Source organism: Acetobacter okinawensis (assembly GCF_002153655.1).
In the GTDB taxonomy this organism is placed as follows: Bacteria; Pseudomonadota; Alphaproteobacteria; order Acetobacterales; family Acetobacteraceae; genus Acetobacter; species Acetobacter okinawensis_A.
Window position 1 is genome coordinate 1 of the sequence record NZ_JOPJ01000037.1, and the last position, 22,996, is coordinate 22,996.

Here is a 22,996-nt window from a genome sequence, read left to right on the forward strand (position 1 = left end):
AATTCTGTTGAAAAAGTCGCTTGCTGTGTCGGGCGGATCTGGGCTTGTGAGAAGTTTGATGCGGCTGTCTCCTTCAGGTGACCCTCTGGAGGGAGATGACTGGCATCAGCTTTGCCATTTTACGCAGGTTCTGGGCGGTTGCTGCGAGAAGGAACTCATCTCTGGCGCCATTTGGGCCTCGTAATCGCAGTCGATCCAGTTTGAGTATGCGTTTGAGATGCGCGAACAGCATCTCAACCTTTTTCCTCTGTCTTCGTGATGTCACGTAAGCATCGGTCTGGGCGATGTCCCGCGCCATATCGCGAGCGCCTTCATGCACGGACCGCATGATCTTGCGAGCGGGTGTATTGGGTGTGCAGCGCTGCCGGAATTCACATCCACTGCAATCCTTCACACGGGCTCGATAACGAATGAAGCCATCCTTATCGACACGGGAACGGGGTGTTGTGAAATTCCGATTGGATGCCCGGAGTTGATGACCACCCGGGCAGGTATAAAAGTCATTCTCATGATCGAATGTGAAATCAGACCGTGCAAACGTCCCATCGTTGCGGGCTGATTTATCAAACACAGGAATATGCGGTTCGACCCCTTTCTCCTCTACCAGCCATGCGAGGTTGGCGGCATCTCCATAAGCACCATCTGCAGCCAGACGTTCAGGCCATAAGCCAAAGGTCTGCTGGACCCGTTCAATCATGCGACGCTGTGCTGTGACTTCCGCCTGACGCACCGATGTCGTGGCCTCCACATCGACAATAACAGCATGCCTGAGATCGATCAGATAATTGGTGCTGTATGAAAAGAACGCCTGATTGGGCGTGGCTGCAGAATACCGTGCTGCAGGATCTGTAGGAGATAATCTTTTAGGGACAACAGGTGTCGATGCACCGAATGCAGCATCGTCAAGAACGGCAAGATATTCTTTTACGGCACGCCCTGCCGCATCAGGAGGAAGGCCTTCATCTCCCGGAACAGCCAGTCGTCGATTGGCATCGGCCTGGATCAGGCTGGCATCGACGGCAAAACCTTCCCCACCGACCAGACCCGTCTCGATACAGCGCCGGACGGTCAACTCGAACACTTCACGCAGAAGGTTGCTCTCACGGAAACGACCATGTCGGTTCTTTGAAAATGTGGAGTGATCAGGAACAGTCCCATCCAGACCCAACTGGCAGAACCATCGATAGGCGAGGTTCAGATGTACTTCTTCGCACAGGCGCCGTTCGGAACGGATGCCCATGCAGTAGCCAATCAACAGCATCCGAATGAGGAGTTCCGGATCAATCGAGGGGCGTCCCATTGTGCTGTAAAATGGACGAAGATGTTCTCGAATTCCGGAGAGATCAATCAGCCGGTCAATAGATCGAAGCAGGTGATTGTCTGGTACATGCTGCTCCAGGCTGAACCCATAAAACAGGGTTTCCTGAACCCCGGTTCGCTTACCCATCATCTGCCGACACTCCTTGACTGATGACGACTGAATCAGGAAGCCATGATTATTTCAAGAGCGACTTTTTCAACAGAATTGCCTCATCTCGGACATGGAAGCCCAGTCAGGCTATCTCTGATAGCGGACCATTGCCGGTTTTTCTTGACGTGGAGGACAGGAGCGGCCAGCGGTGAAGATATGGATACCATCAGCCTCATCGCTCTGCTTCTGACCCTCTCGGCAGGGTTCAGCATTCTCAATCACCACATATTTCGCCTTCCTGTGACGATTGGCGTGCTGGTCATCTCATTGCTGGCTTCCCTGCTGGTCATGATCCTGAATCCGTTGATACCGGCCTATGACCTTCAGGCTCTCCCACGGTCTGTGCTCGGAGCGATTAATCTCCCCACGGCCCTTCTGAATGGCGCGTTGTCCCTGCTTCTGTTTGCCGGGGCCACGCAGGTAAACGTCGAACATCTACGCGCAAAGCTTGCCTCTGTGGCTGCTCTCTCTGTTCTGGGAACCGTTCTAGCCGTTGCCTTTCTGGCGATCGCGGCATGGTGCGTCTTCCCTCTGTTGGGTCATACCATTCCTTTTACGTGGTGCATCGTCCTTGGCGCCATCCTCGCGCCGACTGACCCCGTTTCGGTTGTCGGTATGCTGAAGCGTCTCGGATTGCCAGGACCGATTCAGGCTGTTTTCGCAGGGGAGAGCCTGTTTAATGACGGCGTGGGCGTGGTGATTTTCGGCGTCACGATCGGGCTGGCGACCGGGGACAGTCAGGGGGTGACCGCCTCCGAGATTGCTTTGAGCTTTTGCCGCGAGGCGATTGGTGGCGGTCTGCTGGGCGCACTGACTGGATGGATCGCGCTCCGTGTGCTTAAGGGTCAACGGGATCCGCATATCGATCTGCTGACATCGCTGGCTCTGGCGACCGGAACATTCAGCATCGCCAACCAGTTTGGCATGTCGGGTGCGATTGCCGTCGTCGTGGCGGGACTGTGCTTTGGAACAAGCTATAGCCATTCCGTTTTCGATGAGGCGTCACGAAAGGAACTCGATATCGCATGGACACTCATTGACGAGGTGCTGAACGTCCTGCTGTTCATGCTGATCGGATTTGAAATTCTGGAGATCACGCCACATCTGTTTACGGTGCTGGCAACACTTGCCGTGATCCCGCTGTCCGTTGCCGTGCGGGCATTGAGCGTGCTGTTTTCAACACTTCCAGTTCATTTCAGGCAATGGGAGCGGGGCCGTGTTCTTGGTATCCTGACCTGGGGCGGTCTACGTGGCGGCATCTCGGTTTCGCTGGCGCTTGGGTTGCCTCCCGGAAACTTGCGCGAACTGCTGCTGCCTGTCTGTTATGGCGTCGTCGTGTTCACCATCATCGTGCAGGGGCTAACGATGGAGCGGGTTGCCCGCAGACTTTATCCGCCCTCTACGCATGGATCTCAATAATACAGCTCTGATTATTTGAAGGGCAGCTCCGTAAGGAGGAAAGTAATGGCAGCTTTATCATGTTTTTCAACAGATACCGACCTTCCGTTTACCCACCCTTTACTGACGAAGCACAGACATCAATCACAATGATGTTGTTGGGCGAGACGACTCTAGTTAGTGATCCGGCTCGGTGTCAGTGTGCATATCGTCGCTCAGTTCACGGTTGATCCATATCCACAGAAACAAACGAGAGTGAGCTAGTTGTTCATTCGATCTGCCTAATGCGATGCTGTTGCGTACTGCTTTGGCGTAACCCCGAAATGTCGACGAAACTGATTGATTAAGTGGCTCTGGTCATAAAAGCCAACGCTCGTCGCCGTTTGCGCGGCACTTACACCTCGAACGAGCAGGGTCTTGGCATGACCGAGCCGGATTTGTGTCAGGAATTGATGGACGGACAGTCCAGTCACTGTACGGAAACTGCGCATGAGGTGGTATTGGCTGATCCCAACGGCCGAAGCGACCTGATCTATGCTCAGATGTCCGTGGAATTCGTCTGCGAGAAATGTCTGCGCCTTCTGGATATCGGCAGAACGCGATGCAGCTTTGACCGATCGTCCTGTACGCTCGCCATACCGTACGATGACATGACCCAGCGCTTCATAGACGGCGCATTGCCGCTCGAGCGGATCCTGAGACTGTGAGGCAAGCAACGAGGCCTGTAAGAGCCTATCGGCGAGGTCTGTGTTCTGGCGGAGAAGGTCGCGTCCAAAGTCGAGGTTGCCCGCCCCCGGCAGGATGTCTGCCGCCAGTGCGTCGATAAACTGGGAGGTTGGATAGAAAGCGCAGTAATCCCACCCCAGATCACATTCTACAGCTTCGCCTGTATGCACCTCCCCCGGGGGGATAATCATGACGGTACCTGGCTCAGCGACGCCTTGATAGCGCGCAATGCGGTGTCGTTGAGCGCCGCGAACGAATGCCGCAATGACGAATTCATCATGCGAATGTGCAGGATAGCGATAATCGAAGCAGGATGCCCGCAGCACATCCATCCCGCCCGGCAGGCTGGAATCACGCCACAATTTCAACCTGTCTCGGGTAATCGCCATCGGTCCTTCATTCCAATCTGTGCCTTGTGACGCATCAGAGCAGGATTTTCCAATCCCGCCCCGAATGCATCGATTAAGCAGGACACAGAGTATATAAAACATGAGCGACCAGACATGAATGAGATTTCATCTCAACGCCCTTTGCGCCAGAAGACTATCGGCATTCTTGGCGGCATGAGCAATCAGGCGACTGGCGAATATTATCGGATGCTCAACGAGCAGCTGAACCAGCATCTTGGTGGCTGGGATAATGGTGAGATCATCATCGCATCGGTCAATTTCGGGAACATCCAGTCTTTCGTGCGCGAAGATCGTTGGGACGAGGCCGCAGCCTATCTGGAGGACAAGATCCTGCGCCTCGAAGCAGCGCGCGTGGATGTCATTGCCTGCGTCTCCAACACCATGCACCGCGTTGTCGAGCCTGCCATGGTGGGACGCACGACGCCGTTCATCCATATCGCCGATCCGACCGGCGAAGCCATACGCAAGGCGGGCATAGGCCGCGTAGCGTTGCTAGGTACGATGCCGGTTATGCAATCGGAAGCGCTACGCAAACGCTATCGCGAGAAATTTGGTGTAGAGGTGATTGTCCCGAACGAGACCGACAAGGAGATTGTCGATCGTATCATCTTTGACGAACTGGTTCGTGGTGACCTGAGGCCAGAGTCCAAGGCCGAATATCTCCGTGTGGTTGAAGCACTGCGGGCCGATGGCGCGGAAGGCGTAATCCTGGGTTGCACCGAGATATTCCTGCTTATCAACCAGTCAGATTTCCGAGACTTCCCTGTCTTCGATACGACCGCTCTGCATATTCAGGCCATCGTAGACTTTGCTCTGGCAAAATAACTGCTCACCATTACCTGTGAAGAAACGACACTGACATTCAGAAGAGAGAGTAATATGCACATGATTGGCCTTATCGGCGGTATGAGCTGGGAAAGCTCCGCAGAATATTACCGCATTATCAACGAAGGCGTTCGCAATAAGCGTGGGCCGACTGCATCCGCACCCTGCCTGCTGTGGTCTTTCGACTTCTCCGAGATCGAGGCGCTTCAGCATAAAGGGGACTGGGAAGGCCTGAGTGCAAAAATGGTCGATGCGGCGCAGCGGCTCGAAGCTGGGGGAGCCAAGGTTCTGCTGATCTGCACCAACACCATGCATCGCATGGCCCCAGCAGTACAGGCGGCGGTCAGCACTCCGCTCCTTCATATTGCTGACCCCACGGCCGAGCGGATCAAGGCCGCAGGTTTTTCAAAAATTGGCCTGCTGGGCACGGCTTTCACGATGGAGCATGATTTCTACAAAGGTCGCCTGATCAACAACCATGGTCTCGACGTTATCGTGCCAAACGACGAGGATCGTGCGACCGTTCATCGCATTATTTATGAAGAGCTGGTGGCAGGCCAGATCAAGGAGGCATCCCGCGCAGCCTACAAAGCAGTCATTGCCCGTTTAGTCGAAGCGGGTGCAGAAGCCATCATTCTGGGCTGTACCGAAATCATGCTGCTGGTAAGGCCCGAGGATAGTAGTGTGCCGATCTTTGACACCACAGCGCTCCACGCTGAGGCCGCGATAGAGTTCACGCTCAAAGATTGACGATTTCGCATCCGTTATACGGTTGACGTACTATCAAGTCAGGTCAGGGAATATGAGAATGAAACCCGTCTGGGCACTGTTCCTCGCGATTTACCTTCTGGCCTCACCCGCTGGTGCGCAAACGATCAGAACCGATTATCCTGCTTGCAACCTGATGGCCCAACATGAACTTGTCGGCACTGTTGGAGCCGAGATCACGGATCCGCAACAGGCGCATATTGCGGAACGCGCTAACATCCTTCAGGCGGACATTGGCACCGCCCGCAAGGCGCGCCGCATTTCACAACGACTGGCCGATCGTCTGTGGCGCAAGGTTGAGGCTGTTCGTACGAATGCGAACACCCTCAAGCGCAATCAAACACTTCTGGGTGCGGCAGAACGCGCATCTTATGACCGGCAACTCGATAGCATTGCTGGCACGTTATGCCGCTGACGGTATGGAAACTAGAACGTCTGAAGAAGCGCGATTTTCCGCGATAAGCGGACATTCCGTTTGCCCACCCAAATCTGCCAGTCGGCTTCAAGAATTAAGCAGACTGGCGGCAGTCGCCTTCATGTCGGACATTTGCGGGTGCCTGAAAGTTCGCAAAACCGGACATTGGTGAAGTTCCGCCAGCCTGTTTTCCATCTGGTATCCGCGCGCGGTTTTTGCTATATATTAAATACGGTTCGGCTAATGCCGATCACTGAGCCGGACTTTCCCACAACATAATAATTCTCCCAGAAATAGCTATGGCAGAACTATAGCACGGATTACTCACGCACATGCAAAGCCCGCCCTGACCCGGCGGGCTTTTTTGTGTCTGCATTTCAGGACACGTCATGTCGAATACCAACCAGCATCTCGCCCTGACATGTTTCGTGAGCGAACACCAACTCGTCAGCGTCGTCAGACGCTATCTGCCAAGCCATAAAACCCTTAACCGGACCGAAGAACTGGTTAGATCGGTTTCGGGGCTGCGGAAATGGCCGTGGTCACGCGCCTCTCTGATTAACTTTTTAGCTTATCTGTCGCATCAAGCCACAGGAAATGAGGAAGTATGTCTGGATCAAATCGTCCCTATAATCCGTCCCACACTCCGTCGCCGTCAGAAACACCATGGGCTCCCAGCGCAACTAAGATGTCGCTTCAAGGACGCGGTTTTATTGAACGCCATGAGGAGCAAAGGGGCGTCAGCAATCGTTTGCACTGGCCGGGCGGGGCGTCGGGGGTAACGCTCGGGCCTGGCTATGACATGCGCGATCGTTCCCGGGCTGAGATTGAGCAGAAATTGCGGGATATCGGCATCAACTCTAGTCTGGCGTCGCGTGTGGCGGCGGGGAGCGGTCTGCGTGGCGAAGCGGCCAGGCGCTTCGCTCAGGATAACAGAAATCTCGTCGATCTGTCGGACCTTCAGCAGAGACGCCTTCTACAGGTCAATCTCCCGAGCTATGAGGCGATCGTTCGTCGAGGCACCCATGCCTACTTGACACAGAACGAGTTCGACGCGCTCGTCTCGTTCGTCTACAATCCAGGAAGAGGTTGGCCGGGTGTCCGTGCTGCTATCAACAGCGGCGACAAGCTTAAGGCTGTCAGGATCATCGAGGAGCAGGTGCGCTCGAAAGGCAAGATCATGAATGGCCTGGTACGGAGACGGCATGATGAGGCCATACTTCTGTTGGAAGGACGATATTGATGATCCGTGCTATCCTGTGTCTCATTTGCGTCGTCTGTGTCGGCGGGACCGCACTTGCAGGCGCAAGGCCGGAGTCCCTGGAGGAGCTGACCTACAATCTCAACACGGTGCTCAACGAGGAGCTTGATGGAAAAGCGTTCCTCAATGGGCGGCTGATTGTGCGCGTCGAACGTGTTTCGACCTGTGTGTCGGCGGTCTGGACCCGAAGCGGAGGCGGCGGATCGCCGTTGCGGCGCGATCTGCTGGAATGGGACAAGATGTTTAATGGCGATCCTCGGATCGAGGCTCAGTTTTACTATTTGACGTTCGTCTATACTGACCATCGGAGCGACGATGTTGTATCCATGCCTCTTACGGCGGATCCGGATCGCTTCGAAGATTCGGCGGGTGTCTACCTCCCATCGTGCCAACCGAAACGGCATGATCGCAAGTGAGTATCTCTACGCCGGGTGACCCGGCCGGAAACATAACGCTCTGCGGATCTGCCAGAGCAGACCCCATTCAGATGGGATCATCTGAATGGGTGAAGATTATTGCAAAAACCGATGAAACAGCGCCTTTCTGCTGAACCAGAGTTCAGTGGAAATTCTCCAGACATCGTATTATCTCCTAAAGCCGACCTTCTGCTTTCCCCCCTAACTGCCCCTAAAATTACTCATATGATAAAAGCATATCGCCAACGGCTCTCCGCTACCCATGAGCGCCGTTGGTTCAACCCTTCCGTATATACCGCTCACAAGCCAACACCAAAGGCCGGCAAGCCGAGTACGGCCCCACCAGCGTCCCACTTGGCCCGGTGTATTCCACCTGCGCCACGCGACCCTGTCGCAACCGGGCGACAAAGTGACACGTCCCGTGGCCGGATAGGTCAAGCTCCAAGCTCATCGGCCCCTTGAGCGTAAGCGGCCCCTGCACCTGCTGATCCTGTCGCCATTGCAGCACCTCGCCGTCTGGCAGGCTGGCCACGTTATCCGGCACTCCGGCGCAGGCAATAAGGTCAGACCGGGCCATGCCAACAAGATCACGCTTGGCCTGTAGTGGGACATTGGCGCAGGCCGAGAGGACCAGCAGGCAGACCAGCGCCTTAATCCGCATCATCCTGCCCTTTCGTAAGCTGGCCCCAGAAGCTGCCCGCGCTTGCCCGCCAGCGCCATATGAGCGCCAGCAGGAGGGTGCCGAGGCCGACAAATGCGCCCCCGACGATCTCCCCGCATTCAAATCCCCCCATCATCCTATGGTCCGGCTATAAAGCGCGAGCCAGTAAACGCCCGCGAAGAAACCGACCACGAGGCCGGCTACGCCGCACACTGCTGCAATCAGATAGGTCATTGTGAATTACTCGCTGCATAAGCATAAAAGGCAAAACCGCCGAGAAGCCCTACGGCCACCCCAGCGATAGCGGTGGTGGTGAATGCAATGACTGTCATGCTGTGAGGAACTCCACATTCTGCGCTTTGAGCGCATCAATATCTGGCCCGGTTGGATACATGCCGCTGGCCTGCGTGAGTTGCGGCCAGACGAGGCCGTGGGCCTCCATGATCCGGGTGTGCAGCCACCCCCATGTGACCTTCTGGATTGTGCCCCACGTCAGTAGGTCCACTGTGTCGGAATCGGACAGCCCGCTATAACTCCAGCCCAGCAGGCAATGGCCGCCAGCGCTGCCCGGCGTGGTATCGCCATACGCATCGTTATCCGCCTCCAGCACGCACGCGCCGTTGGTAGCCTCGATCTGGTTCATGTCAGACTGGGCGAGTTGGACACCCAGATAGGCAGTGCCGAGGCGGGCCATAATCAGAGCCAGAGCATTGCGATCCTGTGCATCGGTTGTGCCCCACAGGGGATAGTAAGCACCCGCTTCAAGCTGGTAGCCAACGCCTGCAGCAAAGCTCAGAACCTCAACTTCTATCCCGCCCTGATCTGTTTCTGGACAGCCCGGCCTGTATCCGGTGCTCTCGGCATAGAACTGGATAGCGCTGTCGTCATCCACACCGATCTGAAAGCCACCGAGGGCCGCCGTAGCGCGCAGAGCATTGGCCAGCCCTACGCTGGTGCAATCTCCAATCTGGTCGTTTCCCAACATGAGCGGGGCTGGATTGATATGTGACCGATCCAGAACGGCAGGAGCCTTGCGGCCCACACCCCGGCCAGAATGACACCAGCCGAGGCCACCAGAACGCATGGCCGCATTACTTCACCCCCAGAATGGCCAGAGCCTTCGCCTCGGTCATGCCTGTGGCAGGGTTGGCAGCCCCAACAAACACCATATCGCGGGTCATACGCGCCCGAACCGGCGCATGGGTGGAGGAAATGCCCAGCAACGCCTCAAACACACTGATGATGGTGATCAGGGCATTATCTGCCGTTTTAGCATCGGCAATAACCGTGGCAGACAGAATGGAGCCTGACCCGGAAATGGCGCTGTTGATCGCCCCGGAGACCGTAGTCATGCCAGCCAGAACGCTGCTCACACGGGTTTGCCATGACGCATCGTTGAGTTGATGGTCAGCGTGGATCCGGCAGCATCGGAGAATGCGGTTAACGCCCCGGTAAGGGCGGTATCGGCAACGCTGATGGCGGCGGCATAAGGCGCGAGCGCTGGGGAGGCAGACAGGAAGCTGCTCACGGTGGCGGCCGCATTCAGGCCAGCCTGCCCGTAAGCCTTCACCTTTGCCACATCCAGCGTGATGGTTGTCACGCCATTTGTCGTTGTGACAGAGCAGCCGGCCGTGGTGGCAACGGCCAGCAGAGCACCAACTGACATGAGGGCACACCCCATAAAGCGGCGCTTGCCCTTATCAACAGCCTCGACCTGAACGGGATGAACGCTCTCGGATGTGCCGGAGCGCAGGATATTACGCAGAGAACTCAGTTTCATCATTGGCCCCTTGGGCAGAAAGCAAAAAAAAGCCCCGCTGCATTTGCAACGGGGCGGGTAGGTCAGGCCGAAACCTGAGTGGGGTCTGTGGCTGCGGACTGCGTTGCCTGCGCGGAAACCGTGTTGCCCGCAGTCAGAGCAGCCAGTTTGGTCATGCCGGAGAAAATTTCGGACAGGGCGGTATCCACCCCGTTCAGGTCCAGTGCAGGATCCAGCCGGGGCACCAGTGTTTGCACCAGCAAGCTGACTGCCGTACCCGCAAGGTTGAGGTCGGCCTTAACCGCGGCATCCTCATGCTTGCCAGCAATCTGGGAGACCAGACCGGTCAGGGCCGTGGCGGACTGAAGTTCGTTCATATGGGGTTGCTCTATAAAAAAAGCCGCCTCTTTGGGCGGCTGTTCGGTGGGGGAGAAAGGCAGGATCATTCCGGGGGACTGTCCCGCGCCAAAGGGCTGGACGGAACAATTGCCCGCCCTGCCACAACCGGGGGGCGAAGACCGCTCCCCTTACTGATCCAGAGGGTTGTCAGCGCGTTGGCCGCAGCCCCCCAGTTGCAGGCAATAAAGTTGAGCACCCGGTAGGCCAGCATCAGAACAACCTGCATGCGGCCATGGCCGACAGGAGGTGTCAGATCCGTGCAGGCTAACGCTACGGCAATCCATGCCAGCAGCACATATTCGCGATATGGGTCAGGAATACTGAGAACAATCCCGATCAGAACCGTGGGCTTGCTCACAGCTTTTGCTGTCAGCACAGCCGTTCTGGCGGGCTGGGGTGGTGTGTCCACCATAGGTTTTTCCCTGGTCAAAAGGCGCCATGCCAGATGGCGCAACAGAGCAAGCCGCATGGCTGGCTCCTTTCCTCAGGCTGCAATCGCCTGTTGGAACAACCCGACGTTGTGGGCCGCATTGGCCGCACCCAACGCCGTATTGTAATTCTGCTTGTGATAGGCGCTCAGCGCGGATGCATCGTTTGCAGCTGGTAGCAGAGCTGGCGCACGCAGGTATTTTATCCGTGCCATGGCGCAAGCGTAACGCAGGTTCCAGACCATAGTCGCAGCTGGCTGTTGTGCCACCATCCCGGCGAGGGTCAGAACCTCCTCGGCAAGGTCGGGGTGATAACGCAACCAGTTGGTCCAGCAGTCATCATGAGTTGCGGGTTCCATCTGCCACAAGCCCAGTGCTGGCCCTTGTATTTGTGCCAGATAGCTCAATCCGCTTTCCGCCAGTGCCGTTCCAGTTAGCAGATTGACTGCGGCAGCCCCGCCCTGCCCCATAGCCACAACGACTGGTTGAACAATCTGGGCTTTAAACTGGGAGAGGTTAAGGCCGGTCATGCTGCCCCGTCTCCTGCGGTCCATCATCCATGTGTGGGTGACGGTGAAGAAAATGCACACTCCCAAAGGCCCAGTCGTCCCACGTCTGGCTGGAAAGGAGCGTGCCGCCAACCATGCCTCCCAGAGTGGCGATAATGCCGATGACCGTTCCCCATATTTTGAACTTTTCTCCACGGATACGGACTGCGCGGAGTTCCTGCTCTTTCAGTTCGTTCTGGCGCTTCTGGGCTCCCGTGTGCTCGGCTATCTGCTTGGTCAGGTCCGTTAGCGCCTTGCGTGTGTCCGATGCCTCCATAGCCCGGTTACGCTCCCGCTGCCCCTGTGCCTCAACAGAGATCAGTTTCTCCATCATGGCGCCGCTCTGGCCAGACTTGAGTGTATCCACATCGTCCTCCAGCCTATCAAGGCGGCGGGCGTGGCTGTCCACGATCACGCGCAGATCATCATCAGCCGCGCAGGTTCCCGCGCACTGTGTTTCAGTCATGCTCAAATTATCCTGTGGAGGGGTTCGTCACCGGTCATAAAAAAACCGCCTCACAGGGCGGTTGGGCAATCATACGGCAGCAGAGTGCGGATCAGGACGTGGACGTGCTGACCATCATCACATCCGTAGGCTGGGCAGGTAATGCCGTGCTGGTGGTATCCGTGCCGCTGGCTATGGCCGCCCGGACCTCCACTTTCTCCTAAAATTTTATAATAACTCCTTCGGTACAAAGCTGCGCCCTGCGTTCGTGCAGGTTAATGCTCAGCATTGGGCAAGAAGAGTGTTCAGTCTCTCCTTTTTTCGTAACGGGTTATAAGGCGGGTACGTCTAAGGCTGGATAGTTTTTGCAGCCAGAAAATTCCGTTGAGCTGATCAATTTCATGCTGGAGGCAGATTGCGTGCAAGCCACTGGCTTCTTCAATATGCATGCACCCGCTGAGGTCGGCGTACTGAATTTTTATGGCGCTCGGGCGCAGGACGGGTGCGGATATGCCGGGCATGGAAATACTGCCTTCGTCGTTTTGCGCACTGGTCTGTGAGTGCCAGATAATTTCGGGGTTAATATATATTTGTGGGGCGTTGGATTGCGGGAGATCCAGAACGGCCACGCGCAGGCCAACTCCAATATGTGGGGCCGTTATTCCCAGCCCAGCAGCAGCGCGTAGTGTGTCCAGCAGATCAGTGCTCAACGTGCGTAGAGCATTATCAAATACGCTCACCGGGGCGGCGACCTGCCGCAAACGCTGGTCTGGGAAAAAGACAATGGGGTGTATGGTCATAAGGTGATCTTCTGATGGGTTTTGTTGGGTAGCACTCGCCGGATAGGGGTCTGTTTTACCGTGCGCGCGACATAAATCCAATAAAGTGCACAGGGCGTGGCACCTGATTTATGTGTCTCAATAAAGCGTCAGGGGCTTGCCCAAAGGCAGTTGTGTTGCCACATTCGAATAATGAGGACCAATAAAGTACTTTTTTTTGGCGCTGGATATTGCAAGGCCAAGGCACACTGCGGTGCAGGCCCGCAATGGGGCCGGCCTGAGTGCAAAAAATGATGGGACCACCAGCTTTTCATCCTGAACAGGCGAGCAGTCGGCATTCCTTGCCAGAAGCGTTTGCCAGTATCCGGGTACCGCAGGATGATACCCACTGGATGCGGCGTTTTTTAAGTTATGTCGGCCCAGGATATATGGTGTCTGTCGGGTATATGGACCCGGGTAACTGGGCCACTGACTTACAGGGCGGCGCGCGCTTTGGGTACACGTTGCTGTCTGTTATTCTGTTATCCAATTTTATGGCAATCCTGTTGCAGGCTCTTTCCGCGCGTTTGGGTATTGCTACCGGGCTGGATCTTGCACAGGCCTGTCGGCAGCGCTTTCATCCTGTTCTGAATATTCTGCTGTGGTTTGCGTGTGAACTGGCCATTATTGCCTGTGACCTTGCTGAGGTCATTGGTACCGCTGTTGCATTGCAACTGCTGTTTCATATTCCCCTGCTGGTAGGTACACTTATTTCCAGCCTTGATGCTTTGCTGGTGCTGTTCCTTATGAACCGTGGATTCCGGTATCTGGAGGCATTTATTATCGGGCTTCTGAGCGTTATTGCCCTTTGTTTTGCAGTACAGCTTATTGCTGCGGCCCCGCCTCTGGGAGCGGTTTTTGCCGGGTTAAAACCGTCTGTGGAAATACTGACCAATTCACAGATGCTCTATATTGCCATTGGCATTATAGGGGCCACGGTTATGCCCCATAACCTGTACCTTCACTCGTCCATCGTACAGAGCCGTGCGTATGAGAGAACGGAGCGCGGCCGTAAAGATGCCATACGCTGGGCAACATGGGACAGTACAATAGCCCTTATGCTCGCCCTGTTTATTAACGCTGCCATCCTTATTGTGGCGGCTGCCGCGTTCCATACAACCGGGCATCAGGATGTGGCCGAAATTCAGGATGCTTACCATCTGCTTTCTCCCCTCCTGGGGTTAGGGGTAGCGTCTACACTGTTTGGGCTGGCCCTGCTTGCTGCGGGTACCAATTCAACCATTACGGGCACGCTGGCCGGGCAGATTGTGATGGAAGGCTTTTTACATCTCAGACTGCCACATTGGGCACGGCGGTTGTTGACCCGCGGACTGGCTATTGTGCCAGTGGTAATTGGGACAATGCTGTATGGCAGTTCCAGCGTGGGCCAGCTTTTAATGGCCAGTCAGGTGGTGTTGTCCATGCAATTGCCGTTTGCGGTTATTCCTCTGGTTCTGTTTGTGTCTGACCGCAAACTTATGGGGGGCTTTGTTATCTCCAGACCACTGGCCGTGTTTTCATGGCTTGTGGCGGGGGTTATTCTGGTCCTCAACTTTAAGCTGCTCTACGATACGCTGGTATTTTAAAATACATGCCGCCTCCCTCTTTATTTAGGGAGGTCTGGGTTATGGCCATAGGTAGAGAAACTTGACGTAGTAGGCGTTCGTTTCTGGCGTGTTTCTCCCCTCGATGGAATGGGCATAACGGGCAGTAAAGCTGATTGTACGGCTGATATTGAACATAATGCCCAAACCCGGTGCAATTTCCCGGCTGCTGGAGTTGGCGACATCGTAATGTGCGCTCTGGTCGTATGTGCCGCCCACATTCTGCCAGTCGAATGCAAAAAAAGGTTCGACGAGTTTTGTCGCTTTCCAGCTAAATCTCAGGTTGCTGTAAAAGACGACACCGGGTGAGTAACTATGTTCGTTGGTCTTGTGTTTTGTAGACCCGACGACTGTACCCACATCACCGTCAAAGCTAAAATGCTTCCATTCATAGTCAAAAATAATGCTGGATATATTGGCCCAGTAACCGGAGGCCAAACTGTCACGCGTGCCAGAAGGCGTTTGCATGAATGTTTGAAAACCAAGAGTGCTGTGCGCATTGGGCTTAAACCACGCTGCAGGCCCAACGATTGTGCCGCCAAGGCCACCGTAACTGGTTCCCCCCGCCAGCGTATAGCTTTCGGATTGTATGACTTCAAAAGCAAAACCAACATGTGGGAGCGCATCAAAAGTGCGGAAATGCACGTATTTGGTCAAACCGGACCATGTATGGCTGCCACCATGAGCAGGCACACGCTGGCCGGTGCTGGTATAGGTATTGCCAGAAGCATTGCCATTGCCATACTGGACCAGCACGTTAAAGGGTTTGTAGTCCACCGGCAGGTCGTATTCATGCGGGCCGATAATGCCCAGCGTAATGTCCGCAGCCTGAAGTGGAGATGGCGTTGCTAACAACAGCCCCCCGCCGCACAAGCTCAGGGTCATTATGAACTGTTGCGGTTTTTTGCCAAACAGCATCAAATATCTCCATCATCTGCTTTGCATCTTTCATGTGGAAATAAATGAATATGTCATAGTCATAATGCGTATTAACTCACGAGGGTGTGTTCGCAAGACCCAAAAACTGTTCCACTTATGATACGGAATGTTTGTAGTTTGATAACCTGCTGGTTTATGCGCAGCGGCGGTCAGCCCAATAAAAAACCTTGCAGCACACTTGAATGCTGCAAGGCTTTTTCAGAATTACTGAATAATGTGATCAGTCTATAAATGCGGTAATCGCTGCGTTAACGTCTGCCGCTTTTTCCAGTTGGGGCATATGCCCGGTCTGGGGAAGGAGAGTGACCTTGATTGTTGCAGGCAGGTCTTTTGCACTATTGGGGGACAGGATTTCGTCATCAGCTCCCCATATGATCTGCGCAGGGCCATCAAAACTGACCAGAACAGGCCTCAGGTCATCCGCTTGCTGGCCATTGGGGAAGCAGGCAGCGGCAATATTTTGCAAGCCCAGAACGGCGCCATCCAGACGTTTGAAGCGAATGATATCTTCAATCATTTTGCGGGAGATAAGAGTTTTGTCATGCACCAGATAGTTCAGGACTGGCTCAAGGGTCTTGCGACGGTCTGCCGTAATAAACCCATCAATAAAAGCCATGTTGATATCCCGGCCAAGCCCGGCTGGTGCAATGAGAGACAAAGAGGCTACTTTCTGCGGAAAAGCTTTTGCCAGCTCAAGTGCTATAGCCCCTCCGAGCGAGTGGCCAACAACATGTGCCTTTGAGATATCCAGCTTATCCAGCAATGCAGCAGCCGTTACGGCAAATGTTGCCGGTTTGCCCTCTCCTACATTTTTGGACGACCCTCCGTGTCCCGGCAGGTCAAACGCGATTGTGCGGCGTGTTGCGGAGAGAGTAGTCTGGTTGAGCATCCAGTTGCTCAGGTCCCCGCCAAAACCGTGTATGAACAGCAAAGGTGTTTCTGCCCCCTGCCCTGCCTCCTGCACTCGAAGTGTTAGATCCCCCACGTTGACCATAAAGGGATCCGCGTGCTCGGCCTGTGTGGTTGTGGCGCTGTCGGATGAAAAATCAGCCTGAAACTTAGCGATAAATGCGTCAATTTCTGCATCACTGACCGCAGGTTCTGCCAGAATACCCAGTAGCGCACCGACAGGGAGTGTTTCGCCCTCTTCAGCAATCTGGCGGCGTAATGTGCCTGCGGCCGGGCTCTCGTAGCCATTGGTGATTTTGGTGGTTTCTATGTCTGCAATTTCCTGCCCTGCGTCCACGTGCGCACCGGGGGCAATGTTCCAGCCTGCAATTTTGCCTTCAGTCATGGCCAGGCCAAACTTGGGCATGGTTATGGGCGTGATAAGGTCTGTCATTGCTCAGGCATCCTGCTTGGTTTTTTTGTAGGCCATGACGGAACGAACTGCTGATTCAATGCGGGCAGCATCGGGCAGGTACAGTTTTTCCAGTACGGTGGCGAAAGGTACGGGAGTGTGTGGTGGCCCAACCCGACGAATAGGGGCTTTCAGTGCGTCAAATGCTTCCTCGGCGACCAGTGCGGCCACATCCGTTGCCATGTTGCACCGCGGGCTGGATTCATCAACAATGACCAGCCGTCCGGTGTCTTCCACGCATTCCAGTATGGTGGCGGCATCCAGCGGGGATGTGGTGCGCGGGTCTATGACTGTGCAGCTTATGCCGTCTTTTTCCAGTCTGTCAGCCGCTTCGTTGGCAAAATTGACCATGCGGCCGAATGCCACAATGGTCACATCATCACCTTCACGCGTCAGGTTGGCCTCACCGAAGGGGATGGAGTATGGCTCGTCTGGCACGTCCTCCTCATCGTCGTACATCACCTTGTTTTCAAGGAAGATGACGGGATCATCATCCCTGATGGCCTCAATCAGCAGACCTTTGGCCTCGTAGGGAGAGGACGGAACAACAACCTTCAATCCCGGAATATGGGTAAAAAGTGGGTACAGGGCCTGACTGTGCTGTGCCGCCGCGTTAAAACCCGCGCCATACATCGCCCGGATGACCAGTGGTGTCCGGGCTTTGCCCCCAAACATGTAACGGAATTTGGCCGCCTGATTCATGATCTGGTCAAGACAGGAGCCTACAAAGTCCACGAACATCAGTTCCGCAACGGGGCGCAGGCCAGTGGCGGCAGCACCCACGGCAGCACCAATATAGGATGCCTCGGAGATGGGGGTGTCAAATACACGTTCAGCCCCGAACTCGGTGTACAATCCCTTGGTAACACCCAGAACACCGCCCCATGCATCGACTATGCCCGCAGTTCCTCCCTGCCCGCCTGCAATATCTTCCCCAATAAGGACAACGCGTGGGTCACGCTGCATTTCCTGCCGCAGGGCTTCGTTAATAGCCTGACGGAAGCTCTTTTTAGACATGATGACTCTCCATTGTGCGGGCGGGCTTAGTAAGAGACGTAAACGTCTGCTTCCAAATCTGCTGGTTCGGGTAATGGGGCGCTTTTGGCGGCTTTTACGGCGGCTTCGATTTCGTCCTTTACGCTGGTGTCAATCTCGTCCAGTGCGGAGGGCTCAAGCAGGCTTACTTCGGTTACGCGTTGCCGGAAGTTTTTAAGGCAGTCATGCTCTGCCCTTTCTCTGGCGACTTCGCCATTGACCCGGTAGGTCATGGCGTCCCCTTCAAAATGGCCGTACCAGCGTGCCAGATTGACATGCAGCATCACCGGGCCATTACCCGCGCGGGCATGGGCTATGGCCTGACCTGCGGCCTCGTAAACAGCAAAAAAATCTGTGCCGTCGCAGTCAAAATAAGGCATGCCAAAACCTGCGGCACGCGCCTTTTGTGTGCCAGCGCAGGCGTAGGAAGCCCCTGTTGCCTCCCCATACCCATTGTCTTCACAGACAAAAACTGCGGGAAGCTGCCAGACCATGGCCAGATTCAGGCTTTCCAGCGTTGTTCCTTCGTTGGAGGCACCGTCGCCATAAAATGCAACCGCAACCCCACCATCTTTGAGCACTTTGTGAGAGAGCGCCGCACCGCAGATCAAAGGGGGGCCTCCGCCCACAATGCCATTGGCGCCCAGCATACCCAGGGAGAGGTCGGCAATATGCATGGAGCCTCCCTTGCCGTGGCAGACCCCACTCTTGCGGCCATAGATTTCGGCCATCATGCCATCTACGCCAACGCCTTTGGCTATGCAGTGGCCATGGCCACGGTGTGTGCTGGCTATGGTGTCTGTCTCGCTCAGGTGTGCGCAAACACCAACGGCGGATGCCTCCTCACCACAATACAGGTGAACAAACCCCGGAATTTCTCCGGTAGCGAATTCAACATGAAGACGTTCCTCAAAGTCGCGGATTGTGCGCATGGAACGGTAGGAACGCAGAAGAATGTCGTGTGCGATCTGCATATCTGCCCCCGGGCTGTTGTGCCGTATGGCGTGGAAAATAAAACGGAGTTCTCCGTCCCATTCCGCACGGAAAAGAGATGTGCGAACTGGGTATGCGCTGAGTTATGGGGTGATATGCGGGTGGGGATAAGCCGACACAAAAAACCTCTCACGCGTATTTGAGAATACCAGAGGAAAAGTGTCGCATATCCGAAACGTAATACATGTCAGGCTAGTTATACGGATTGGTGTGTCCCAATGAACTCAATTGCTTTGTCTTCTGGCGTGTGGTCCAGCCTGTCCCCCGTCATCAGAAAATCATGGCGCCGCTGTGCGGATGATTACGGTATTACGACAGACAGTATGTTGAGTAAGGACATCCTGTGTTCTGCCGAGCTGCGTCAGGCCCGTGAGCGCATGGGTGTCACCATGAAAATAGCTGACCCCGAGCTGGACCGGCTGCACGGTATTGTCTCTACATTGGATTATAATGTGCTGCTCACAGACCCCGCAGGTATTGTGGTGGCAAGGCGTGGTGCTCCACCGTTTGAAAAAGGCTGCCGCCGCTGGCATCTGTGGCCGGGCGCAAACTGGGCCGAAACCACGGCCGGAACCAATGGAATAGGTACCTGTCTGGTAGAAGGGCAGCCTGTTACGGTGCATCGTGATGAGCATTGGTGTACGGAGTTGCGCTACCTGACCTGTTCTGCCGTACCGTTTTATGGCCCTAATGGTAGCGTGGCTGGGGCGCTGGACGCCAGTTCCATTCGCTCCGATCCCTCAGGCCGAGCTGCTTTAATGATGGAAGCCGTGCTGATTGACGCGGCCCGCAGGCTGGAGCGCCGAAGTTTTCTGGAGGCGTTTCGTAATAAGACCGTTTTGCTACTGGGGGAAGGACAAGGCATCTCTCTTCCCATGATTGCGCTGGATGATACGCGCATTGTGGTGGGTGCAACCTATGCCGCACGCATCATGCTGGGCATAGATAATACAGATGTTGCAAGTGTGTGCTTTGACCTTGGGGCCAGAGCCACCGGGGTGCCGGATTTTCAGGAAGCGGAACGCGCGGTTATAGAGGGAGCGCTGGCGATGGCACAGGGGAAAATCGCGCCAGCCGCACGCTTGCTGGGCGTTAGTCGTTCTACCTTGTACCGAAAACTGAAAGCTCTTAACCCCGCACCCTCCGCATAAGATGAGTGGTGAAGCCAGATTATAACCGGTCCTGTACAAAAGGCAGCACATTCTGGCAGATCACCAGTTCCTCGTGTGTCGGTTCGACACGCACCCGAATGCTGCTGTCAGCGTGCGTGATAATGCTGGCATGCTGCATATTGGCCTGAACATCCAGTTTAAGCCCCAACCACTCAAGTGCCTGACAGACATCCTGACGGAGCTGCGCATCATGCTCGCCTATGCCTGCGGTAAAAACCAGGCCATCCAGCCCTCCCATAATGGCAGCAAGAGCACCAATTTCCTCAACAATACGGTAGGAAGACAGGGCAAGTGCCTGCTCAATAGAGGTGCGTAAGCCCGGGTCTCCCTCATGCTGCAAGTGTTCGCGTAGCGCACGCATGTCCGAGGAGACGCCAGAGACGCCAAGCAGGCCAGATTGGTGATAGAGTGTGTTTACAAGGGTGTCCCAGTCCGCTTTTTCCTCCCGGAGCATGTACAGCAGTACGCCCGGGTCGATCATGCCGCATCGGCTCCCCATCATCAGCCCATCCAGTGCGGAAAAACCCATTGTGGTTTCAACACTCTTGCCTTCTTTGAGCGCGCACAGGCTGGCTCCGCTTCCCAGATGGGCTAAAATGGTCCGCCCTTTTGCCAGTTGTGGGTCGATCTGGTTGAGCCTTTGAGTAAGGTAGTCGTAGGAGAGGCCATGGAACCCATACCGGATGACGCCTTTTTGTGCGTATTGGCGTGGAAGTGGTAAAAGGCGGGCAATATCAGGCATGGTGCGATGGAAAGCTGTGTCAAAACACGCGATCTGTGGCAACTTTGGCTGATAGCTTGCAATGGTGCGGACAGGTGCCAGTGTTTGCGGCTGATGGAGCGGGGCAAAGGGGGTGAGTGCTTCAAGCTGCATCAGAATTGCCGGGGTGATCTGTGTAGGGGCCAAAAAATTGGCACCTCCATGTACAATTCTGTGACCTATGCCGATAATATTATGCCGGCCTTCCTCATGTTCTGCCAGCCAGTTTAACAGATATTGCAGTGAGTTTGTACTTTGTTGTGATTGTGTTGTTTGGTCAATGAGCTGATCGTTCTCGTCATGGACAAAAAAATGGAAAGTATCGGCATCATACTCGATCCGGCCCTTGATCATTTTTTGGATGACTGTTTTGTCTGTTATTTGGAAAACAGTAAACTTTAGGCTGGATGAGCCAGCATTAAATACAATGATAATATTGGACATGGGTATATTCCCGTGTGGTATTGGTCGCCTACAATACGTCCTGCTGTTCCGCCATATGTCTGGCGTATAGAGCCCCGATTGCTGCGGAAGCCAGACGGGCCTGTACGCTGTCTGCCCGGCTTGTCAGCACTATGGGCACCTTTGCCCCCAGAGCTATGCCTGCTGACTCTGCCTGCGCCATGAAGATCAGATTTTTGGCCAGCATATTGCCAGCCTCCAGGTCTGGGGCCACCAGAATCTGTGCCCGACCTGCAACAGGGGATACGAGCCCTTTTATTCTGGCGGCTTCTGGGCTTATGGCGTTATCCATGCCCAGCGGGCCGTCCAGTATTCCCTCTGTAATCTGGCCGCGTTCGGCCATTTTACACAGACTTGCAGCATCCAGCGTGCTGGGAATTTTAGGGTTGATGACTTCCACAGCAGAAAGAATGGCAACTCTGGGCTGCCCGAGGCCAAGGCCGATATGCAGGTCTATGGCGTTTTGAACAATGTCTTGTTTGGTTGCGAGATCGGGGAAGATGTTAATCGCTGCATCCGTAACAAACAGCAGATTTGTGTAATCAGGCACAGCAAGTAAAAAAACATGGCTGATCCTGCGCGTTGTGCACAAACCATTGCTGGGTAATACAACCGCGTGCATCAGCGCATCTGTATGCAGGCTCCCCTTCATAATGCCTTGCACATGGTGGGCTTTTGCAAGCTCAACGGCCTTTTGGGCAGCGCTTTCAGGCGTGGGGGCCGGAATGATCTGGTAGGCCCGTAGATCAAGCTGGTTGTTTTGTGCTGTTGCGCGAATGCGGGCCTCATCCCCGATGAACACAGGCTGGATCAGCCCTCCTTTGGCGGCGTCAAGTGCGCCTGCCAGTGCGTGCTCCTCGCACGGCCAGACAACGGCAAAAGGTACGGGAGCGTGTACCCGAGCACGGTGTATGAGGTCCGTAAACACCTGATGTGACGTGGGCTTGCCTGCCGTGGTCGCGCAAAGGGGCGTGCTCTGTATCATAGCGTTGTATGCGTCAATCTGCCTATTCCCATGTGCGGAAGCTGGAACACATGCCGCACCATGCTCTGGGCTTAATGAATAGGCGAATTGGGTATTTTGGCAGAAACAAGATTGGGTGATTGGTTCTGCGCTGTGGTCACGCGTGGTGGCAGGGGCGTGCTGTCCACAACAATAACGGCCATGCCAGCCAGAGTGGAGGGCGTTCTGTCTGTGCGCAGGAGCGCCTGAAAACGCCTGTCTGTTGCGGCTTTTCGTTCATACTCAACGTCTAGCAGGCCATTTTTATCAATAAAAATATTCAGTGATGCGGGAATGCGAATACACCCGGCAGAAGCCATATGGCCGAGTTGACGTTCCAGAAAAACAGGGTCTGTTGCATGCATTTCCAAGCGTATAGGGCCTTGTTCGCGGCTTGGGAGCCAGCCTTTTTCCGCGACCTGCCACCCAAAGTCCCAAACCCGCATGCCTTTGGTGCCATTCCCCATAATGCCGTTTTCGTTTTTGGTGCCTTGCGCGCGGTAGCCCAGTCGGTCGGCTGTATTGGTAAAAATACCTAATGGCGTAATGTAGTGGTGCTTGCGACCGATTGTGCCGGTGGATATGCGGGTGCAGCCAATAATGTCCCACTCCTGTGTGTCAGGGCGTGCCACCACAATGCAGGCTCGCTGCACGCCGGGGTTACGGTCTGCAATAACAACGGTTTGTGGAGCTTGAATGGCATAACCAGACTGACTGGTCTGCTGGCGCGCCAGCGTTAGCCATGTCGCTTTTTGTGCATTGGTCGGCATAAAAGCGACCGGCACATTCTTTTGGAAAAGCAATCTAAGCCGGTTGATTTCCGCTTGTATCTGCGTGTCATCCAGTGCCACGGCAGGAGCAGGAGCAGGAGCAGGAGCAGGAGCAGGAGCAGGAGCAGGAGCAGGAGCAGGAGCAGGAGC

At 55.1% G+C, this 22,996-nt stretch carries 26 protein-coding genes; 8 read left to right on the forward strand and 18 right to left on the reverse strand.

What is annotated here, in order from left to right; genetic code table 11:
- Window positions 1-73: 73 nt before the first annotated feature.
- Window positions 74-1,450, reverse strand: coding sequence for a transposase (locus tag HK26_RS11225; RefSeq protein ID WP_086639863.1), 1,377 nt, complete (start codon window positions 1,448-1,450; stop codon window positions 74-76).
- 177 nt (window positions 1,451-1,627) lie between these two features.
- Between HK26_RS11225 and HK26_RS11230 the strand changes: the two genes are divergently transcribed.
- Window positions 1,628-2,890, forward strand: a complete 1,263-nt coding sequence (locus HK26_RS11230; RefSeq protein ID WP_086639864.1) for a cation:proton antiporter — start codon at window positions 1,628-1,630, stop codon at window positions 2,888-2,890.
- A gap of 260 nt (window positions 2,891-3,150) precedes the next feature.
- Here the strand turns inward: HK26_RS11230 and HK26_RS11235 are convergent, their stop codons facing one another.
- The gene (locus tag HK26_RS11235; protein WP_086639865.1) at window positions 3,151-3,984 is read right to left on the reverse strand and encodes an AraC family transcriptional regulator; all 834 of its coding nucleotides are present in this window, start codon (window positions 3,982-3,984) and stop codon (window positions 3,151-3,153) included.
- 114 nt (window positions 3,985-4,098) lie between these two features.
- On the opposite strand from HK26_RS11235, the gene HK26_RS11240 reads away from it, so the two are divergent.
- The 5 genes from HK26_RS11240 (at window position 4,099) to HK26_RS11265 (ending at window position 7,690) form a co-directional block, all read left to right on the forward strand.
- Window positions 4,099-4,830, forward strand: coding sequence for an aspartate/glutamate racemase family protein (locus HK26_RS11240; protein WP_086639866.1), 732 nt, complete (start codon window positions 4,099-4,101; stop codon window positions 4,828-4,830).
- 60 nt (window positions 4,831-4,890) lie between these two features.
- The gene (locus tag HK26_RS11245) at window positions 4,891-5,580 is read left to right on the forward strand and encodes an aspartate/glutamate racemase family protein (RefSeq protein ID WP_257640986.1); all 690 of its coding nucleotides are present in this window, start codon (window positions 4,891-4,893) and stop codon (window positions 5,578-5,580) included.
- Between the two features lie 58 nt (window positions 5,581-5,638).
- Complete coding sequence (locus HK26_RS11250; protein WP_086639868.1) at window positions 5,639-6,013, forward strand: hypothetical protein; 375 nt, start codon at window positions 5,639-5,641, stop codon at window positions 6,011-6,013.
- 802 nt (window positions 6,014-6,815) lie between these two features.
- Window positions 6,816-7,256, forward strand: coding sequence for a glycoside hydrolase family protein (locus tag HK26_RS11260; RefSeq protein ID WP_180539529.1), 441 nt, complete (start codon window positions 6,816-6,818; stop codon window positions 7,254-7,256).
- Window positions 7,256-7,690 carry a hypothetical protein gene (locus HK26_RS11265; RefSeq protein WP_086639871.1) on the forward strand — a complete coding sequence of 145 codons (435 nt, stop codon included), beginning with the start codon at window positions 7,256-7,258 and terminating at the stop codon, window positions 7,688-7,690. The genes HK26_RS11260 and HK26_RS11265 overlap by 1 nt, the downstream gene beginning before the upstream one ends.
- A 277-nt stretch (window positions 7,691-7,967) precedes the next feature.
- Here HK26_RS11265 and HK26_RS11270 read toward each other — a convergent pair whose 3' ends face one another.
- The 9 genes from HK26_RS11270 to HK26_RS11315 all read right to left on the reverse strand — a co-directional run bounded on the left by HK26_RS11270 (window position 7,968) and on the right by HK26_RS11315 (window position 12,730).
- Window positions 7,968-8,354 (reverse strand): hypothetical protein, encoded by a 387-nt coding sequence (locus tag HK26_RS11270; RefSeq protein ID WP_086639872.1) that lies wholly within the window; start codon window positions 8,352-8,354, stop codon window positions 7,968-7,970.
- 325 nt (window positions 8,355-8,679) lie between these two features.
- On the reverse strand, window positions 8,680-9,435 hold the full coding sequence (locus HK26_RS11275; RefSeq protein WP_086639873.1) for a hypothetical protein: 756 nt from the start codon (window positions 9,433-9,435) through the stop codon (window positions 8,680-8,682).
- Between the two features lie 7 nt (window positions 9,436-9,442).
- Window positions 9,443-9,724 (reverse strand): hypothetical protein, encoded by a 282-nt coding sequence (locus HK26_RS11280; protein ID WP_086639874.1) that lies wholly within the window; start codon window positions 9,722-9,724, stop codon window positions 9,443-9,445.
- Window positions 9,721-10,131: a hypothetical protein gene (locus HK26_RS11285; protein ID WP_143296350.1), complete on the reverse strand. Its 411-nt coding sequence runs from the start codon at window positions 10,129-10,131 to the stop codon at window positions 9,721-9,723. Before HK26_RS11285 ends, HK26_RS11280 begins: the two co-directional genes overlap by 4 nt.
- 62 nt (window positions 10,132-10,193) lie before the next feature.
- The gene (locus tag HK26_RS11290; protein ID WP_257640987.1) at window positions 10,194-10,556 is read right to left on the reverse strand and encodes a hypothetical protein; all 363 of its coding nucleotides are present in this window, start codon (window positions 10,554-10,556) and stop codon (window positions 10,194-10,196) included.
- Window positions 10,553-10,978: a hypothetical protein gene (locus HK26_RS11295; RefSeq protein ID WP_086639876.1), complete on the reverse strand. Its 426-nt coding sequence runs from the start codon at window positions 10,976-10,978 to the stop codon at window positions 10,553-10,555. Before HK26_RS11295 ends, HK26_RS11290 begins: the two co-directional genes overlap by 4 nt.
- Before the next feature lie 15 nt (window positions 10,979-10,993).
- On the reverse strand, window positions 10,994-11,467 hold the full coding sequence (locus HK26_RS11300; RefSeq protein WP_086639877.1) for a hypothetical protein: 474 nt from the start codon (window positions 11,465-11,467) through the stop codon (window positions 10,994-10,996).
- The gene (locus tag HK26_RS11305) at window positions 11,454-11,951 is read right to left on the reverse strand and encodes a hypothetical protein (RefSeq protein WP_086639878.1); all 498 of its coding nucleotides are present in this window, start codon (window positions 11,949-11,951) and stop codon (window positions 11,454-11,456) included. Before HK26_RS11305 ends, HK26_RS11300 begins: the two co-directional genes overlap by 14 nt.
- 284 nt (window positions 11,952-12,235) lie before the next feature.
- Window positions 12,236-12,730, reverse strand: a complete 495-nt coding sequence (locus HK26_RS11315) for a peptide deformylase (protein ID WP_086639880.1) — start codon at window positions 12,728-12,730, stop codon at window positions 12,236-12,238.
- A 269-nt stretch (window positions 12,731-12,999) separates the two neighbouring features.
- Here HK26_RS11315 and HK26_RS11320 point away from each other — a divergent pair, with 269 nt between their 5' ends.
- Window positions 13,000-14,334 carry an Nramp family divalent metal transporter gene (locus HK26_RS11320; protein ID WP_086639881.1) on the forward strand — a complete coding sequence of 445 codons (1,335 nt, stop codon included), beginning with the start codon at window positions 13,000-13,002 and terminating at the stop codon, window positions 14,332-14,334.
- A 39-nt stretch (window positions 14,335-14,373) separates the two neighbouring features.
- On the opposite strand, the gene HK26_RS11325 is transcribed toward HK26_RS11320, so the two are convergent.
- The 4 genes from HK26_RS11325 to HK26_RS11340 all read right to left on the reverse strand — a co-directional run bounded on the left by HK26_RS11325 (window position 14,374) and on the right by HK26_RS11340 (window position 18,660).
- Window positions 14,374-15,237, reverse strand: a complete 864-nt coding sequence (locus HK26_RS11325) for a transporter (protein WP_086639890.1) — start codon at window positions 15,235-15,237, stop codon at window positions 14,374-14,376.
- Between the two features lie 274 nt (window positions 15,238-15,511).
- Window positions 15,512-16,633 (reverse strand): acetoin dehydrogenase dihydrolipoyllysine-residue acetyltransferase subunit, encoded by a 1,122-nt coding sequence (locus HK26_RS11330; protein WP_086639882.1) that lies wholly within the window; start codon window positions 16,631-16,633, stop codon window positions 15,512-15,514.
- Between the two features lie 3 nt (window positions 16,634-16,636).
- The gene (locus HK26_RS11335) at window positions 16,637-17,668 is read right to left on the reverse strand and encodes an alpha-ketoacid dehydrogenase subunit beta (RefSeq protein WP_086639883.1); all 1,032 of its coding nucleotides are present in this window, start codon (window positions 17,666-17,668) and stop codon (window positions 16,637-16,639) included.
- Window positions 17,669-17,694: 26 nt separating this feature from the next.
- Window positions 17,695-18,660: a thiamine pyrophosphate-dependent dehydrogenase E1 component subunit alpha gene (locus tag HK26_RS11340; RefSeq protein WP_086639884.1), complete on the reverse strand. Its 966-nt coding sequence runs from the start codon at window positions 18,658-18,660 to the stop codon at window positions 17,695-17,697.
- Window positions 18,661-18,897: 237 nt separating this feature from the next.
- Between HK26_RS11340 and HK26_RS11345 the strand changes: the two genes are divergently transcribed.
- Window positions 18,898-19,830, forward strand: coding sequence for a helix-turn-helix domain-containing protein (locus HK26_RS11345; RefSeq protein WP_086639885.1), 933 nt, complete (start codon window positions 18,898-18,900; stop codon window positions 19,828-19,830).
- A gap of 19 nt (window positions 19,831-19,849) precedes the next feature.
- Here HK26_RS11345 and HK26_RS11350 read toward each other — a convergent pair whose 3' ends face one another.
- The 3 genes from HK26_RS11350 to HK26_RS11360 form a co-directional block, all read right to left on the reverse strand.
- Window positions 19,850-21,055, reverse strand: a complete 1,206-nt coding sequence (locus tag HK26_RS11350) for an acetate/propionate family kinase (protein ID WP_086639886.1) — start codon at window positions 21,053-21,055, stop codon at window positions 19,850-19,852.
- A gap of 28 nt (window positions 21,056-21,083) precedes the next feature.
- Window positions 21,084-22,058, reverse strand: a complete 975-nt coding sequence (locus HK26_RS11355; protein ID WP_086639887.1) for a bifunctional enoyl-CoA hydratase/phosphate acetyltransferase — start codon at window positions 22,056-22,058, stop codon at window positions 21,084-21,086.
- A gap of 71 nt (window positions 22,059-22,129) precedes the next feature.
- Window positions 22,130-22,996, reverse strand: an 867-nt coding sequence (locus HK26_RS11360; RefSeq protein ID WP_180539531.1) for a L,D-transpeptidase, incomplete at its 5' end; no start/stop codon positions are given.